Here is a 15,593-nt window from a genome sequence, read left to right on the forward strand (position 1 = left end):
CTCGCGCGGGACTGAAAACCCGCGCGAAAGATCAGCCGACCGTCAGCTTGTTCTTGGCGGTGTATTCCGAACCGTCGTCATCCTTCCAGGTGAAGGTGAACTCGCCGGTCTCGGACGCCTTGTAGAAGAACGACTGGTACGGATTGGCCGAGATCGCCGGATTCCAGTCCGCCTCAAACACCGGCTTGCCGTTGAAGGTCGCGGTAAACTTGTTGATGATCTTGCGCGGCACGACCTTGCCGGACGAATCCTTGCGCTGGCCGGATTCCATTTCGTGCGAAATGAGGGTCTTGATCTCGATCAGTTCGCCCGCCTTCGCAGTGGCAGGAACGCGAACGCGCGGTGTGGGTGCATTGGCCATTGGAAAATTCCTCGCCTGAATCTTTTCTTGTTGAGCGATGTCCGATCAGCCGCCGCAGCCGCCGATGGTGACCTTCACGTTGGCTTTCGTCATGTAAAGGCTGCCGTTCGACATCTCTGCAACGCAAACGATGTTCTGCGTCTGCGCGAGGCGCATGCGGGTCGAGGCGGAAGCCTTGCCGCAAGCCGGAGTGAACTTGTAAGTGACGACACCCGGCAGCGGATTACCGTCGGCGAACACATGCACCGCCTTGACGTAATCCTGTTCGGTCATCGGGCTTTCGACCTCGACGTTGACCGGTACCACGAGGCCGTTCTCGGCGATCTCGGGCACGTCGAGCTTGATCTTGCCGCTGTCGAGCTTCTTGTCGCCGTACAGTTTCTTGATTTCGGCGGCGACGGCCGCTTCATCCGCGAACACCATTTTCGGCGCGAGCACGGCGGTCAAACCCGCAATCGCTGCAAGCGTCAGCGCGTCACGGCGCGTTGGTTCAGTGAACTTCATCTATGATTCCTCCTGCGGGAGTCTTTTGCTTCCCTTGACGATAGTATCGCTTGACGATGCCAAGCCTGATCTATCATGATCCGGGACACATCATTATATTCTTTTTCGTGAATGTAAAGATGTTCTAGTCTGGGTCTGTGAGTCCGCCTATTTCTACACGCCTTGTAAGGCGCTGCAAAATGAAGCGAACTTCGACACGAGGCTAAACCGGAAGCCGAAAGGGCCGCACAGACGGTCTGACGGAGGGGAGGACCAGGAATGAGACGGACCACGATTCGGTCGGCAATCGCTTTTGCCATTTTGATGTGCGCGTCGAGCGCCCCTGCTCTGGCGCAGGACGCCAGCGAAAAGGAAATCGAGCGTTACCGCGCGATGATTTCCGATCCGATGTCCAATCCCGGCTATCTCGCGGTCGACCGCGGCGAAGTGCTCTGGAAGCAGAAGCGCGGAACCAAGGACGTCTCGCTCGAAACCTGCGATCTCGGTCAGGGCCCGGGCAAGCTGGAAGGCGCATTCGCCAAGCTGCCGCGTTACTTTAAGGACTCCGACAAGGTGATGGACCTCGAGCAGCGCCTGCTCTGGTGCATGACCAACATTCAGGGCCTCGACACCAAGGATGTGATCGCGCGCCGCTTCTCCGGTCCCGGCAAGGCCTCCGACATGGAAGACCTTGTCGCCTACATCGCCAACAAGTCGAACGGCATGAAGATCGACATTCCTCTCAGCCATCCGAAAGAGCAGGAAATGGCGGCGGTCGGCGAAGCGCTGTTCTATCGTCGCGGCGGCGTGAACGATTTCTCCTGCTCGACCTGCCATGCCGAAGAAGGCAAGCGCATCCGCCTGCAGGGCCTGCCGGATCTGTCGAAGCCCGGCAAGCAGCCGCAGGAAACCATGGCCGGCTGGCCGACCTATCGCGTGTCGCAGGGTGCGCTCCGCACCATGCAGCACCGGTTGTGGGACTGTTATCGGCAGCAGCGCTGGCCGGTTCCTGAATACGCATCCGACGCGCTCACCGCGCTGACCGTGTTCCTGCAGAAGCAGGCGGCGGGCGCGGAAATCAACGTCCCGTCGATCAAGCGTTGAGAGAGGAGCGCATCATGACGAAGACAATGAATATCGCTGCGCTGGCTTTTGCCGCAGGCATCATCACGCTGCCCTTCTCCGCCGCCGCGCAGACCGCACCGAAGACCATCGACCCGGCTATTGTCGACGCCTACGTGAAGGCGACCTTCGGCAAGGCGCCGCCGGAATGGCAGGAGCGCATCGTTCCCGACGAGACGCTGAAGACCTGCAACGCCTTCCACAACAACGTGCCGTCGAAGGAAGCCGACGCGATTACCAAGCGCGAGCTGGCGAAGGTGGTCTATCCCGCCGACGGAAAATTCCTCGGTGACTGGAAGGAAGGCCGCAAGGTCGCCAACAACGGCCGCGGCGGACAGTTCTCCGATCCGCCGGACACCGTTGCGGGCGGCAACTGCTATGCCTGCCACCAGCTGGAGAAATCGGAGGTGTCCTTCGGCACACTCGGCCCGAGCCTCACCAACTACGGCAAGGACCGCAAATACGCGCCCGACGAGATCAAGAACGCCTTCACCAAGATCTACGATTCGCAGGCCGTGTTCGCATGCTCCAACATGCCGCGCTTCGGCGCGAACAAGGTGCTGAGCGAAAAACAGATCCAGGACCTCGTCGCGCTGCTGTTCGATCCGGAATCGCCGGTCAACAAGTAAGCGGCACGCGAAACGGAGAACGAGATGAAGATGCGATATCTGCTGGCGATGGCGGCTGTCTGCGCCCTCGCCTCGGCTCCGGTGCGCGCACAGGATGCGACTGTCGCCACCAAGTCGCTCACCCCCGAGATCGCGCTGGACGCAGCCAAGGCCGCGCTCGCCGAGTGCCGCAAACGTGGCTATCAGGTCGCGGTCGCGGTGGTCGACCGTTCAGGCACGCCGCAGGTGATGCTGCGTGATCGCTTCGCGGGTGCGCACACGCCACCCACGGCGACCGGCAAGGCGTGGACCGCGGTCAGCTTCAAGAGCAACACCACCGATCTTGTCGCCGCCACTCAGGCGCCTGCGATGCAGGGCCTGCGTCAGCTTCCCAATGTGGTGCTGATCGGCGGCGGTGTGGTGATCGAGGCCGGCGGCTCAATGCTGGGCGGCATCGGCGTGTCCGGCGCGCCGGGCGGCGATGCGGACGAGGCCTGCGCCAAGGCCGGCATCGCCGCGATCAGCGACAAGCTGGACTTCTAAAGCCGCGCGCCTCTTCTCCTGTCGATTCAGGCGGGCGCCTTGAGCTTCTTCAGCCGGAACGACAGCCCGATGAAAATCACCCCGGTGAGCACCGAGAACCAGGCGATCGTCCAGACCAGCGCCAGTGCGCCGGCACCGGGCCGGGCCAGAAGGAGAACGCCGAAGCCGATCGAAAGCAGGCCGCCGAGAATCAGCCACCATTCGCCTTCGATTTCCTTGCGCAATTGAATCGCGCCCCAGATCTCCAGCACGCCGATAACGATCGACCAGACTGCGATGAACGTCAGCAGTATCAGGGCAGTCGTGCCGGGCCAGAAGAACGCGAGCAAGCCCGCGATAATGCCGGCGATGCCGACGAGAGCGAGCCACCAGCGCGGTGCTATGGCGCCGCCTCTGCCTGATATTGCGCCCCACAAAGAAAACACTCCGTCGGCGAGCGCGAATGCGCCCCACATCAGCGTGAGAGTCAGCAGCGTCAGGCCCGGCCAGATAAACGCCAATATTCCGAAGAGAATGGCCGCGATGCCGCGCAACAGCACCAGCCACCAGTTTTGAGCGAGAGCTTCACGAAGCGCAAATGACCGGGGTAAGGTCGCCCGCGGTTGAACCGACGTGTCCGACATTGATCTCTCCGTTCTTTGACGTTGCACAATCGTCCCGTTGTTTTCCAACCGTCTCCGGGAGCGACCGATGGCACCGGCATGTTCGAACGCAGGAGCCGCCTTCAGCGCATCCTCGTGACGCCGGTCAGAATTCGCTTGTTGCAGGCCGGTGTCAACTTTTGAAACCTGCATGCGTGCGAAGTCCCTGTGCTCAGGTGCCATGACGCCTTGGTTAAAGAGATCTTCCGGAAGACGAAACAATACGCACGGACCGGCGAGCGCAGGATAAAGCAAGCATGCGCAGCCCGGATGCAGCGACTTCTAATCCCGGCATTCCGGGGCGCGCGTTTCCTGGCCCGTCATTCCGGGATGCGCCGCTTGGCGCAGGCCCGGAATCCATGATTGCGACTATCTTCTGAGTGGCTATGGATTCCGGGTTCGCGCGAAACCGCGCGCCCCGGAATGACGAGTGGGGAAATCCGACCTCGAAACATTTCGTGATGGGGATACGCGTCCCGTGCTCTGAAGCGCGCTTAAGTTCGCCATGTCCTGTTCGTGAGGGGCGCTTCTCGAGGGCGCTTTGAAGCGGAGCAGGATGCGGTGCCTGCGCACGTGTCTCGCACACACGCGCCCGGGAGGCTGGGGTCACCGTCCGGGCCAACTATGTGGCTCTGCCGTTCGCCGGCTGGACGCGGAGCGGACGAAGGCGGCGAAAGCCGTCCGGATCAGGGGTCGAGTACCTCCCCCGTCCGCACCCGGAAGTACGGTCCCCTCGCCCAAAATCGCCGCAATGGAGCGCCGCAAGGCGATGCGCTTTCGGAATCCCATCGCCTCGCAAGCGATGCCGGAAGCGAAACGAACACAAGGTGCGCCTCGCGGCGCTCCATGCCCCTCAAAGTTTGGGGCGCGAACGAGGCAGGCCTCGCGCGCGCTGTGAGGGGCAAAACTAAAAGCTCACCTCGCGCGATGCGCGAGAACGATGGCGCACGCCTTTCGTTGGCGCGAATGGGGCGAACCCCACACGCGCATGCTGTTTGAAAATTGAATCGGAATGCGATGTGACGTACGCAAGTGCAACACCCACGATTGTCATCACCGGGCTTGACCCGGTGATCCACGCCTTGCTTGCGAACCTCGAGATAGTCGTGGATGGCTGGGTCAAGCCCGGCCATGACGAATTGAGATGGTGCGGGATGTCCGCTGAACATCGAGTGCGATCGAAAAAAGTCACGCCTGCCGCTTGAGCCACTCCGGGAACGGCGCAGATTCGTAACCCTTCTCGCGCACATAGCGGAACATGGCGAGAAACTCCGCCGGCTCCAGCAGGCCCGGCATGCGCGCGACTTCCCGCGCCTGGCCGCTCCGTGCGGCAAGCTCGTCAGCCTTCTCGGGGAAGAACTGGATCGTGGGGGTGAAGCGGATGCCGTAGGCTTCGCCGAACGCCTTCTCGCTGCGCTTGCGCCCATCGAAGTCAGTCACTTCGCGCGCGCCGATATGATTGAGATGAAGGATTTCGAAATTGTCGCGGATGTAACCCTCGATCTTCGGGTCCATCATATGCACCTCATGCATCCGCTTGCAGGCCGGGCAGCCCTTGAGGCCCCACATGATCGCAAAGCGTTTGCCCTTCGCCGTCGCGCCGGTGAGATCTTCGGACACGTCGAGGAAGCTCTCAAGATACCAGTCCATATGATAGATGCCGTCGTCACCGAGCGTCGCTTTCGCCAACGATGGCGATGCGCGCAGGCTCAGAGCTCCCATGCCGAGCGCGGCGATGGCGTGCCGCCGGGTCAGATGGCTTTTGTTGTTGGGCAAGTGCGCCTCCCTCCGTCGCGTCAACCGAATGAACTGAATGCAGGAAATGTCTCCAGCAGCCAGCCCGCGATGCGCGGCATGCCGCCAGTCAAAAACAGCACACCGGTCAGCACAAGAGCGCCGCCGATCACCTTTTCGATAGTGCTCATGTGGCCGCGCAGCCGCGCCATCATCTGCACGAACGGACCGGAGAACAGCGAGGCCAGCATGAACGGAATGCCGATCCCGAGCGCATAGGCCCCAAGCAGCAGCGCGCCGCGCGCCGCCGATCCCTCGATCCCCGCAACCATCAAGATCGCAGCCAGCACCGGTCCGACACAGGGCGTCCAGCCGAATGCAAACGCAAGGCCGACGATATAGGCACCCAAAAATCCCGCGGGTTTCGAGACGTTCTGAAATCGCGCTTCGCGAAACAGGAGTCCGATCCGAAAGACCCCGAGAAAATGCAGACCGAGAATGATGATGATCACACCTGCAACAATGGCGAGGGTATCGAAATACGTGGTGACAGCCTTGCCGATCACCGACGCCGATGCGCCGAGCGCGACGAACACCGTGGCAAAGCCGAGCACGAAGGCGAACGACAGCGCAACCACGCGCCAGTCCGGCCGCCAGCCGCGCGCCTTGTGCTTGTGTGTCAGCTCATCAAGGCTGATCCCCGCCAGAAAACACAGATACGGCGGCACCAACGGCAAAACGCAGGGAGAGAGGAACGACAGCACCCCCGCCCCCAGCGCCCCAGCAAAAGAAATGGAAGAAACCACGGATTTCCCGGCTCTGGTAGATACATGCGAATTCGTGTATATGTATCACATGTTTGCAGGATTGCGCGCAAGAACCTCCGGTATGGCAGCTATCGCGTTCGCGGCGGGCGCACTCTGGCCCGCTTTGGCAGGCGCGGCCGAGCTTGTGATGTTCGAGCAGGCCGGCTGCGTCTACTGTCAGCGATGGGAGCGCGACGTTGGCGCGCTGTACGACCGGACCGACGAGGCCAAGGCGCTGCCGCTGCGGCGGGTCGATATCCAGAGCCAGAAAATGAGCGGCGTTACCCTCGCCTCGCCGGTTCGCTTCACGCCGACTTTCGTGGTGGTGGACAACGGCCGCGAGATCGGCCGCATCACCGGCTACAGCAACGACAATGCGTTCTGGGGATTGCTCGACGCGCTTGCGGCGAAGCTGCAGACCACGGCGCGCGAACCGAACCGAATCTGATCCACCGTTTGAAAGCCATGCCTATGACATCGATCCTTTCATCCGAACTGGAAACCGAACTTCGCGACGGCGCGGAATATTCGCCCGAGCTTGACCAGCTGATGCGCAAGGCGCGCAAGGCGAGCAACTTCCTCAAGGCGCTCTCGCACGAAAATCGCCTGCTGCTGCTGTGCCTGCTCGCCGAACGCGAACGCTCGGTCACCGAACTTGAGAACATTCTCTCGCTGCGCCAGTCCGCGGTGTCGCAACAGCTCGCGCGCCTGCGTTACGACGGCATGGTCGATACCCGCCGCGACGGCAAGACGATCTACTACAGCCTCGCCAACGAAGATGTCCGCCGGGTGATTTCGGTGGTCTACGATATTTTCTGCGCGCCGGTAGAGGCCGCGGACAAGAAATAAACCTGCCGCAACGGCAGGCGGATGCGACGCAGCCCGCAAGGCTTTACGCCGCACCGGTCCGGGAGAACGCCATGCAGAATATGTCTGCCTGGATGCAAGCAATCGTCGGTTTCGCCATCGGCGTGATCGCGGGCTTTGCCGTGCGCCATGCGCGGCTGTGCACCTTCGGCGCGATTGAAGACGCGCTGATGGGCGGCGACAGCCGGCGGCTGCGCGTGTTCGGGCTGGCGCTCGGCATTGCCATTCTCGGAACACAGGCGCTTGTTATCGGCGGCATTCTCGATCCCGCACTCGTGACATACACGCCCGCAGCCTTGCCGCTGGTGTCGATCCTGATCGGCGGCGTGATGTTCGGCGTCGGCATGGCGATGGTCGGCACCTGCGGCTTCGGCTCGCTGGTGCGGCTCGGCACCGGTGACCTGCGCAGCCTTGTGGTCGTTCTCGTATTGGGCGGCGCGGCTTACGCAACGCTGCGCGGAATATTCGCAACATTTCGGATCGAGTTTCTGGAATCACTGTCGCTACCCATGCCCGACGGCACGCGCGCCGACATCGCATCGCTGTCGTCGCAATTTCTCGGTATCGATACGCGAGCCATCCTCGCGGTATTGGCGGGAACGGCATTGTGCTGGCTCGCGCTGCGCGATCCCCGGCTTCGCCGCGCGCCGCGACTCCTGTCCGCAGGAGTCGTGCTCGGCATTCTGATTATCGCCGGCTGGATCGTGACCACGTGCGTGGTGGATGATTTCGCAGGCCCGGCGCGGCCGCAAAGCCTGACGTTCGTCTCAACCATCGGCAAGGCGCTCTATGCCGGCCTGCAAAACGTCACGAATTTCGCCGACTTCGGTGTCGGCAGTGTGTTCGGGGTCGTCGCCGGATCTTGGTTCGCCGCATGGCGTTCAGCCGAACTGCGCTGGGAGGCGTTCGACGACGATCACGAGATGCGGCGCCACCTCGGCGGCGGCTTGCTGATGGGCGCCGGCGGTATTCTTGCCGGCGGCTGCACCATTGGTCAGGGATTGACTGCGGGATCGATGCTGGCTCTGTCCGCGCCGCTCGCAATCGGCGGCATGGTCATCGGTGCGCGGCTTGGCATCGCCATTCTGGTCGATGGCTCCCCGCGCGACATGCTTCAGCGGCGCTGGGCGAATTTCCTCGGCAAAGGCGGTCCTGCTGAATAGCTTGCAGGAGGATTAGGGGCGAATAACGGTGTAGCCGCCTTCGCTCAGGGTCAGCAGGTGCCCGACGCCGACCTTCACTTCGATGGCATGCGGATTGATCTTCGGACGCTGGCCCGTTTCATGTTCGATGGTGTCGAGCGTATTGCCGCACACATCGAAGCGGACACCCTGGGTGACGAGGCTATCCACCAGTTGGCGGTTTTCGCTTTCGGCGCGAAGCAGATCAATGCCGGGACCGAACGCCACGACCTCGATGGCGATCTTGTCCTGTCCGTAAGCCTTCTGAAGATTGCTCGCCACACTCAATACCAGACGCTGCTTCTTCTGATCGGAATCGGAAATTTGCAGCGCGATGAAGTGTTCCGCGAAGGGCTTGTCCTCGGGAGGTTTCGCCTTCGTCTGCGCCAGCGCAGGATGCGAAATGGCCGACGTCAGCGCGAGGCTGGCAACGGCGAAAAAAAGTTCACGGCGATTCATGGTAGCCTGCCTCTTACAACAACGCGCCGGAGGATGCCGGAGCGCACTCAAGAGAACAAGCCACTTGCCGTGAACGTTCTGGTGAACGCTATCGTTAGCGCGTTGCGAGAGCGGGAACGAAAGCCGCGCCGCGGATGCCGAGCGCTGCACCGGACAGGATGCCCGCGACGGCAATGAACGACGGCATACCGAGCGTGGAGAGACCGGTCAGGCCCTGCCCGATCGAGCAGCCGTAAGCCATCGCACCGCCGATTCCCATCAGAGCTGCGCCGGAGATCGAGCGCACCATGTGGTTCGGCGAGGTGTAGCCTTCCAGCTTGAAACGTCCGGTCGCAATTGCCGTCACGAGGCTGCCGCTGAGAACACCGACAACAAGCGCGATACCGAAGCTCAGCGAAAGGCCTGTCGAGAGCATCGTGTACTGCAGGGTGTCCGCAATCGGAGAGACGAAGGTCAGTGACGTCACAGGAATCGGGTTGAAGTCATCGGCGCCGAGCCAGCCGGTTGCAAGCCAGCCGGCCGTGACCAGAAGGCCCATCGCAAGACCGGCTGCAATCTGGCCATAAGCATTACGAAACTGACGATCCGAAAACGCGAAAATCAGCAGCGAACCGCTCGCGATCAGCGTCAGCGCGATACGGGCGACAGACTCATCAAAGCCCATGGTGGCGAGCAGCGCGGGCGCGGAAACAGTGGTCGGCGTGATTTGCGTCGCCTGAAGGAATGCAAGGCGCGCAGGCGCGATCAGGCCCTTCAGCGTCATCTGCGCGGTGACACCGATAATGGCGATCACGACCAGCGAGCGGAGGTTGCCCTTGCCAAGCAGAACCAGCGCGCGCGAGGCGCAGCCGTTGGAGAGAACCATGCCGAAGCCGAACAGGAGCCCGCCGGCGAAAATGAGCGGCGCGGAGAACGAAGGCTGCAGGTAAAGCGACTTGGCGATATCGACGAGGCCAGCACCCGCGACAAACTGCGTACCGATGATCGCAACGGCCAGGGCGACGGCATAGCTGCGGACCTTGCGGCCGTCATTGGCGGTCCACCAGTCGCGCAGGCTACTCATCAGGCAGAAGCCGCTGAGGAGACCGACAACGCCAAAGGCGAGACCAATCGCGAAACCAGCGGAGACCGGGATACCGGGCATGACGGAGTGTCCTCAGCTACATTCAGTAAGATTTGGAGAACAATTATCTATTCGCCCGCCCGAAAACGGTCCATATCGCTGAAAAACTAACGATATTCTTGCCCTCACGGCTCAAAATGGAGAGAATCCTTCCCCTCCCAAGGGCGGCAGGCGGATATTCTTCTCCCGCCGTTCAGCAAAAAATCAGGCTGGCGATGGCTCTCTCTATATTGCTGCCCCATAGGCGATCTATTCTGGCTAAAAGAGACGAACGTTCCCTTCCCTCCGCCAATCCCCAGAGACGGCATGAACCCAGTTAAAGCTCTTACGACCCACGGCCAGGCCATCTGGCTCGATTTCCTCGCACGCGGATTCATCGCCAATGGCGAACTCAAGGCGCTGGTCGACAGCGACGGAGTGCGCGGCGTCACGTCCAATCCCTCGATCTTCGAGAAGGCGATCGGCGGCAGCAATGAATATGACGACGCCGTTTCTGCGCTGCTGAGCGAGCGCGACCGTTCGGCGAGTGATCTCTATGAAACGCTCGCGGTGGAAGACATCCAGCGCGCGGCGGATGCGCTGCATTCGGTCTATGACGATCTGAAAGGCGCGGACGGCTATGTCAGTCTCGAAGTCTCGCCCTATCTGGCGCGCGACACCGAAGGCACCATCGCCGAGGCGCAGCGGCTCTGGGCCAGCGTCGGGCGCAGTAACCTGATGGTGAAAGTCCCCGGCACCCCCGAGGGCGTTCCAGCGATTCGCGCCCTGATTTCGCAGGGCATCAGCATCAATGTCACGCTGCTGTTCTCGCAGAAGATGTATGCGGAAGTTCTCGAAGCCTATATCGCCGGGCTGGAGGACTTTGTCGCCGGTGGCGGCGATCCGAAGCGCATCGCCAGCGTGGCGAGTTTCTTCGTCAGCCGCATCGACACCTCGGTCGATACTCAACTCGACGGCAAGATCGCTGCCGCAAGTGGTGAGGAAAAGACGCAGCTCGAAGCACTCAAGGGCAAGGTGGCCATCGCCAATGCCAAGCTGGCCTATCAACACTATCTAAGAGTGATCGGAAGCGAGCGCTGGAAAAAGCTCGCGGCGAAGGGAGCACAGGTTCAGCGTCTGCTGTGGGCATCGACCGGTACCAAGAACAAGGCTTACAGCGACGTGCTCTATGTTGAGGAGTTGATCGGTCGCGACACGGTCAACACCGTTCCTCCTGCAACGCTCGATGCTTTCCGCGATCACGGCAAACCGCGCGACAGTCTTGAACAGAATATCCCGGACGCCGAGCGCGTTCTCGCGGATCTCGCAAAGGCGGGCATTTCACTCGATGCAATCACCGATGCGCTCGTCGACGATGGGGTCAAGCTGTTCGCCGAAGCTTTCGACAAGTTGCTTGGGGCAGTCGCGCAAAAGCGCGCCGCCATTCTCGGCTCACGCATCGACGCGCAAACAATCAAGCTGCCTGTGGAGATTGAGAAGGACGCCAAGACTCTCCTGGAGCAGTGGCGTGCCAGCGGCACCATTCGTGCGTTGTGGCAGCGCGATCCCAAGGTATGGACCGGCGGCGGCGAGGCCAAATGGCTTGGCTGGCTCGATGTCGTCGCGCGCGAGCAGAACGAGATCGAGCGCTACGTGGCTTTCTCGGGATGGGTGAAGAGCAAGAATTTCACCGACGTCATCGTGCTCGGAATGGGCGGTTCAAGTCTCGGACCGGAAGTGCTCGCCGAAACCTATGGCCAGATCGGCGGTTTCCCGAAACTGCGCATTCTGGACTCGACGGACCCGGCACAGGTTCGACGGACTGAAGCCACGATCAATCTCGACAAGACACTGTTTATCGTCTCGAGCAAATCCGGCGGCACCACAGAACCGAACGCGCTGATGGAGTATTTCTTCGTGCGCGCCGGGGCAAAGGCTGCCGAGCGCTTTGTCGCGGTCACCGATCCCGGCTCGTCGCTTGAAAAAGTAGCGACCGCGCGCGGTTTCGCGCAAATCTTTCACGGCGAGCCGACCATCGGCGGCCGCTACTCGGTGCTCTCACCGTTCGGACTTGTTCCGGCGGCTGCGGCAGGAATCGATATCGCGGAGTTTCTCGGCCTTGCTGCTGCAATGGTCCGTTCCTGCGGCCCCGACGTGCCGCCTGCGGAAAATCCTGGCGTTCAGTTCGGAGTGGCGCTCGCCGCTGCCGCCAGGCATGGCCGCGACAAGCTCACCCTGACCGGATCGACGCGCATCGCCAGCTTTGGCGCATGGGCCGAGCAGCTGATCGCCGAATCCACCGGCAAGAACGGCAAGGCGCTGATCCCGCTTGAAGGCGAACCGCTCGGCAAGCCGGAGATCTATGGCAACGACCGCGTGTTCATCGATCTTCGCCTGAAGGATGACAGCGACACTGCGCGCGAAGCGGCTCTTGCTGCGCTGGAGGCTGCGGGCCATCCCGTCATCCGCATTGTTGTGACGAGTCCGGCGCATATCGGGCAGGAGTTCTTCCGCTTCGAGATCGCAACGGCTGTTGCCGGTGCAGTGATAGGCGTCAATCCGTTCGATCAGCCGGATGTCGAAGCCGCGAAGATCAAGACGCGCGAATTGACGTCTGCATTTGAAAAATCCGGCGCATTGCCAGACGAAGTTGCCGTTGCCGCCGACGGGTCGATTGCCATCTATACCGATGCAGTAAATGCTGATGCCTTGCGAAAGTCCGGGGCCGATGGCGATCTGGCATCATGGCTCAAGGCTCACCTCGCGCGCATCAAGGCGGGTGATTATGTCGCCGCTCTCGCCTATCTCGACCGCAACGACGCCAACATCGCTGCGATACAGAATATCCGCATGACAATCCGCGACAGTAAACAGGCCGCGACATGTGTCGGTTTCGGGCCGCGCTTTCTGCATTCCACCGGACAGGCCTACAAAGGCGGGCCGAACAACGGCGTGTTCCTGCAGATCACTTCGGATAACTCGGACGATCTGGACGTACCCGGCCAGAAAACCAGCTTCGGCGTGATTGAGGCCGCGCAGGCGCGCGGCGATTTCGATGTGCTGGCGGAACGCGGACGGCGCGCGCTGCGGCTTCACATCACCGGAGACGTCACGAAGGGACTGGCGGCCATCGATGCGGCGGTTCAACGCGCCTTGAAATAAGCATCTGTGCGTCAGGGGTCCTGAATCGCTGACGCAATGAATCGATAGATGTCGGTGTGGTCGGCATTCTTGTCGAGCGCCGACTTGGCGTTCTCCCAAAATGCGGCGATGGTTTCCGCATTCGAGTTATCCAGCCCGACAAGCTTCGACAGATCGGCGGCAATGCGCAGGTCCTTGGCCATCAAGGCCAGGGAGAAGCCTGACGCGAAGGTCTCCGAGATCACGAACTGCTTCATCTTGACATCGGTGGAGTTGTTCCTGCCGGTCGAAGCATTCAGCACGTCGATGACCGTATCCGGTTCGAGACCGAAACGGCGGCCGACCAGCAATGCCTCACAGGCCGCGACAAGCCCGGCGGCTGAAACATAGTTGTTCAAAGCTTTCATCGCATGACCGGAGCCGAGAGGTCCCGTCGCGAAGACTGATTTAGCCATGGCCTGCAAGACTGGCTTCGCACGCTCGACAAGCGCTGCATCGCCTCCGGCCATAATGGACAGCGTACCGTCGACGGCACGCTTGACGCCGCCGGACACCGGCGCATCGATCAGCGCAATCCCGCGCGTCGCAAGGTCCTTGCCGAGCGACTGGGTATCGACCGGCACCGACGAACTCATGTCGATCACAAGCGCGTTTTTCGCCAGAACATCGGCGACGCCCTGCGCGCCAAGCACGGCGTCGCGCACAATCTTGCTGTCCGGCAGCATGGTGATCAGGAGCGACGCATCCTTTGCCGCTTCACGTCCGCTGGCGAAGGCTTCTCCACCCGCGGCGGCAAGCGCATCGCGCGCAGGCGTTGAAGGGTCGGCACCGCGAACCTTGAAGCCGGCTACGATGCAGCGCTTCGCCATGGGCAGACCCATCTGGCCGAGGCCGATAAACACAACAGTGCCGGATGTCGCCATGCTCATCGATCCATGCTGGCCTTGGAATAAACATGCCGGCGCGAGAGACCCGCGCCGGCACAGTCGTAAGGAACGATCTCAAGCCGCGTTGAAACCGGCGATCGCCTTCGCTTCGAGATATTCCTCGAGACCGAACTTGCCCCACTCGCGGCCGTTGCCCGACTGCTTGTAGCCGCCAAATGGCGCGGTGCGCTCATTCGGCACGCCGTTCAGATTGACGTTGCCCGCACGGAGCTGGCGGCCAACCTTGCGTGCGCGCTCAACGGTGCCAGCGGAGACATAGCCCGCAAGACCGTACGGCGTGTCGTTTCCGATCTTCACGGCTTCCGCCTCGTCCTTGGCGCCCATGATCACGAGAACCGGTCCGAAGATTTCTTCGTTGGCAATCGTCATGTCACTGGTGACATCCGAGAAGATTGTCGGACGGACATAGAAGCCCTTGTTGACGCCTTCCGGCAGACCAGGACCACCGGCGACCAGCGTGGCGCCTTCGTCGATGCCCTTCTGGATCAGGCCCTGAATCTTGTCCCACTGGATGCGGTTGACGACAGGACCGATCGTGGTGCCCTCGGCGCGCGGATCGCCCGCCTTGGTCTTGTCCGCCACAGCCTTGGCGATCGCCGCGATCTCCTTGATCTTCGCTTGCGGCACGATCATGCGCGAAGGCGCGTTGCAGGACTGGCCGGAGTTGTTGAACATGTGCGCTACGCCGCCGGTCACAGCCTTGGTGAAGTCCGCGTCGTCGAGAATGATGTTCGGCGACTTTCCGCCCAGTTCCTGGCTGACGCGCTTCACGGTGTTGGCGGCACGCTTCGCAACGTCGATTCCGGCACGGGTCGAACCGGTGAACGAAATCATGTCGATTCCCGGATGTTCACTCATGGCGACGCCGACATCGGGGCCGAGACCATTGACCAGGTTGAACACCCCCTTCGGCACGCCTGCTTCATGGAGGATTTCCGCGAAGATCAGCGCCGACGACGGCGTGTATTCCGACGGCTTCAGGATCATGGTGCAGCCAGCCGCGATCGCGGGCGCGACCTTGCAGGCGATCTGGTTGAGCGGCCAGTTCCATGGCGTGATCATGCCGACGACGCCGACCGGCTCTCGAACGACGACGGCGGAGCCGATCGGCTCTTCGAACTGGTAGTTCTTGAGAACCTCGAGCGTGGAGGCAAGATGACCGAGGCCAGCGCCGGCCTGCATCTTCTCGGCCATCGGCAGCGGCGCACCCATCTCGTCAGACACGGCAGCGCCGATATCCTTCATGCGGGTCTTGTAGACTGCGATGATCTTTTCGAGCAGCGCGACGCGCTCCTCGCGAGTGGTCTGCGAGAAGGTTTCGAATGCGCGGCGCGCTGCAGCAACCGCCTTGTCGACGTCGGCTTTCGATCCAACCGCAATCTCATACATCGCTTCTTCCGTCGCCGGATTGACGACAGGAATAGACTTTTTGACGACGGGATCGACCCAGCTTCCGTCGATATAGAACTGCATACGATTGGTCATGACGTTTCCCTTGACTGCCGCGTTCTTGCGTAAAGATGGATGGAATCGATCATACGATCGGTGAATTCATCTACCGGCCCTCGCCGGTATCCCTCAATCGTATCGTTGTTGTG

At 61.5% G+C, this 15,593-nt stretch carries 16 protein-coding genes; 7 read left to right on the top strand and 9 right to left on the bottom strand.

The window, feature by feature from the left end; genetic code table 11:
* Positions 1-31 precede the first annotated feature (31 nt).
* Both soxZ and soxY read right to left on the bottom strand, forming a co-directional pair.
* The gene (gene soxZ / locus I554_RS0100810) at positions 32-361 is read right to left on the bottom strand and encodes a thiosulfate oxidation carrier complex protein SoxZ (protein WP_002710965.1); all 330 of its coding nucleotides are present in this window, start codon (positions 359-361) and stop codon (positions 32-34) included.
* Positions 362-406: 45 nt separating this feature from the next.
* Entirely contained in the window at positions 407-865 is a 459-nt protein-coding gene (soxY, locus tag I554_RS0100815; RefSeq protein ID WP_024573740.1) for a thiosulfate oxidation carrier protein SoxY, read from the bottom strand.
* Between the two features lie 258 nt (positions 866-1,123).
* Between soxY and soxA the strand changes: the two genes are divergently transcribed.
* The 3 genes from soxA to I554_RS0100830 are packed head-to-tail and all read left to right on the top strand — an operon-like array spanning position 1,124 to position 3,117.
* A complete protein-coding gene (gene soxA / locus I554_RS0100820) occupies positions 1,124-1,948 on the top strand; it encodes a sulfur oxidation c-type cytochrome SoxA (protein ID WP_024573739.1) in 825 nt (274 codons plus the stop codon).
* A gap of 14 nt (positions 1,949-1,962) precedes the next feature.
* Complete coding sequence (soxX, locus tag I554_RS0100825; protein ID WP_024573738.1) at positions 1,963-2,595, top strand: sulfur oxidation c-type cytochrome SoxX; 633 nt, start codon at positions 1,963-1,965, stop codon at positions 2,593-2,595.
* Between the two features lie 24 nt (positions 2,596-2,619).
* The gene (locus I554_RS0100830; protein ID WP_024573737.1) at positions 2,620-3,117 is read left to right on the top strand and encodes a heme-binding protein; all 498 of its coding nucleotides are present in this window, start codon (positions 2,620-2,622) and stop codon (positions 3,115-3,117) included.
* A gap of 26 nt (positions 3,118-3,143) precedes the next feature.
* Here the strand turns inward: I554_RS0100830 and I554_RS0100835 are convergent, their stop codons facing one another.
* The 3 genes from I554_RS0100835 to I554_RS0100845 all read right to left on the bottom strand — a co-directional run bounded on the left by I554_RS0100835 (position 3,144) and on the right by I554_RS0100845 (position 6,298).
* The gene (locus I554_RS0100835; protein ID WP_024573736.1) at positions 3,144-3,740 is read right to left on the bottom strand and encodes an HdeD family acid-resistance protein; all 597 of its coding nucleotides are present in this window, start codon (positions 3,738-3,740) and stop codon (positions 3,144-3,146) included.
* Between the two features lie 1,206 nt (positions 3,741-4,946).
* Positions 4,947-5,534 (bottom strand): thioredoxin family protein, encoded by a 588-nt coding sequence (locus I554_RS0100840; protein ID WP_024573735.1) that lies wholly within the window; start codon positions 5,532-5,534, stop codon positions 4,947-4,949.
* Positions 5,535-5,554: 20 nt separating this feature from the next.
* Positions 5,555-6,298, bottom strand: a complete 744-nt coding sequence (locus I554_RS0100845; protein WP_024573734.1) for a cytochrome c biogenesis protein CcdA — start codon at positions 6,296-6,298, stop codon at positions 5,555-5,557.
* On the opposite strand from I554_RS0100845, the gene I554_RS0100850 reads away from it, so the two are divergent.
* The 3 genes from I554_RS0100850 (at position 6,285) to I554_RS0100860 (ending at position 8,328) form a co-directional block, all read left to right on the top strand.
* Complete coding sequence (locus tag I554_RS0100850) at positions 6,285-6,746, top strand: thioredoxin fold domain-containing protein (RefSeq protein ID WP_034461595.1); 462 nt, start codon at positions 6,285-6,287, stop codon at positions 6,744-6,746. The two genes, I554_RS0100845 and I554_RS0100850, sit on opposite strands and share 14 nt — an antisense overlap.
* A 23-nt stretch (positions 6,747-6,769) precedes the next feature.
* Positions 6,770-7,147, top strand: a complete 378-nt coding sequence (locus I554_RS0100855) for a metalloregulator ArsR/SmtB family transcription factor (protein ID WP_006019580.1) — start codon at positions 6,770-6,772, stop codon at positions 7,145-7,147.
* A gap of 71 nt (positions 7,148-7,218) precedes the next feature.
* Positions 7,219-8,328 carry a YeeE/YedE family protein gene (locus I554_RS0100860; protein WP_024573732.1) on the top strand — a complete coding sequence of 370 codons (1,110 nt, stop codon included), beginning with the start codon at positions 7,219-7,221 and terminating at the stop codon, positions 8,326-8,328.
* 12 nt (positions 8,329-8,340) lie between these two features.
* On the opposite strand, the gene I554_RS0100865 is transcribed toward I554_RS0100860, so the two are convergent.
* Both I554_RS0100865 and I554_RS0100870 read right to left on the bottom strand, forming a co-directional pair.
* Positions 8,341-8,805: a DsrE family protein gene (locus I554_RS0100865; protein ID WP_024573731.1), complete on the bottom strand. Its 465-nt coding sequence runs from the start codon at positions 8,803-8,805 to the stop codon at positions 8,341-8,343.
* Between the two features lie 94 nt (positions 8,806-8,899).
* Complete coding sequence (locus I554_RS0100870; protein ID WP_024573730.1) at positions 8,900-9,949, bottom strand: YeeE/YedE family protein; 1,050 nt, start codon at positions 9,947-9,949, stop codon at positions 8,900-8,902.
* A gap of 285 nt (positions 9,950-10,234) precedes the next feature.
* On the opposite strand from I554_RS0100870, the gene I554_RS0100875 reads away from it, so the two are divergent.
* A complete protein-coding gene (locus tag I554_RS0100875; protein WP_024573729.1) occupies positions 10,235-13,069 on the top strand; it encodes a bifunctional transaldolase/phosoglucose isomerase in 2,835 nt (944 codons plus the stop codon).
* Between the two features lie 11 nt (positions 13,070-13,080).
* Here I554_RS0100875 and I554_RS0100880 read toward each other — a convergent pair whose 3' ends face one another.
* On the bottom strand, positions 13,081-13,977 hold the full coding sequence (locus I554_RS0100880; protein ID WP_024573728.1) for an NAD(P)-dependent oxidoreductase: 897 nt from the start codon (positions 13,975-13,977) through the stop codon (positions 13,081-13,083).
* A 72-nt stretch (positions 13,978-14,049) separates the two neighbouring features.
* On the bottom strand, positions 14,050-15,480 hold the full coding sequence (locus I554_RS0100885; RefSeq protein WP_024573727.1) for an aldehyde dehydrogenase family protein: 1,431 nt from the start codon (positions 15,478-15,480) through the stop codon (positions 14,050-14,052).
* Positions 15,481-15,593: the final 113 nt, after the last annotated feature.

It is taken from the genome of Afipia sp. OHSU_II-C1 (assembly GCF_000497575.1).
Lineage (GTDB): Bacteria > Pseudomonadota > Alphaproteobacteria > Rhizobiales > Xanthobacteraceae > Afipia.

Excerpts from the sequence above, each read along its gene's own strand:
- I554_RS0100850 (WP_034461595.1), top strand. The coding sequence starts at position 6,285 with ATGGAAGAAACCACGGATTTCCCGGCTCTGGTAGATACATGCGAATTC.
- soxA (WP_024573739.1), top strand. The coding sequence starts at position 1,124 with ATGAGACGGACCACGATTCGGTCGGCAATCGCTTTTGCCATTTTGATG.
- I554_RS0100860 (WP_024573732.1), top strand. The coding sequence starts at position 7,219 with ATGCAGAATATGTCTGCCTGGATGCAAGCAATCGTCGGTTTCGCCATC.
- I554_RS0100880 (WP_024573728.1), bottom strand. The coding sequence starts at position 13,977 with ATGAGCATGGCGACATCCGGCACTGTTGTGTTTATCGGCCTCGGCCAG.
- soxX (WP_024573738.1), top strand. The coding sequence starts at position 1,963 with ATGACGAAGACAATGAATATCGCTGCGCTGGCTTTTGCCGCAGGCATC.
- I554_RS0100875 (WP_024573729.1), top strand. The coding sequence starts at position 10,235 with ATGAACCCAGTTAAAGCTCTTACGACCCACGGCCAGGCCATCTGGCTC.
- I554_RS0100855 (WP_006019580.1), top strand. The coding sequence starts at position 6,770 with ATGACATCGATCCTTTCATCCGAACTGGAAACCGAACTTCGCGACGGC.
- I554_RS0100830 (WP_024573737.1), top strand. The coding sequence starts at position 2,620 with ATGAAGATGCGATATCTGCTGGCGATGGCGGCTGTCTGCGCCCTCGCC.
- I554_RS0100835 (WP_024573736.1), bottom strand. The coding sequence starts at position 3,740 with ATGTCGGACACGTCGGTTCAACCGCGGGCGACCTTACCCCGGTCATTT.
- I554_RS0100885 (WP_024573727.1), bottom strand. The coding sequence starts at position 15,480 with ATGACCAATCGTATGCAGTTCTATATCGACGGAAGCTGGGTCGATCCC.
- soxZ (WP_002710965.1), bottom strand. The coding sequence starts at position 361 with ATGGCCAATGCACCCACACCGCGCGTTCGCGTTCCTGCCACTGCGAAG.
- soxY (WP_024573740.1), bottom strand. The coding sequence starts at position 865 with ATGAAGTTCACTGAACCAACGCGCCGTGACGCGCTGACGCTTGCAGCG.
- I554_RS0100865 (WP_024573731.1), bottom strand. The coding sequence starts at position 8,805 with ATGAATCGCCGTGAACTTTTTTTCGCCGTTGCCAGCCTCGCGCTGACG.
- I554_RS0100870 (WP_024573730.1), bottom strand. The coding sequence starts at position 9,949 with ATGCCCGGTATCCCGGTCTCCGCTGGTTTCGCGATTGGTCTCGCCTTT.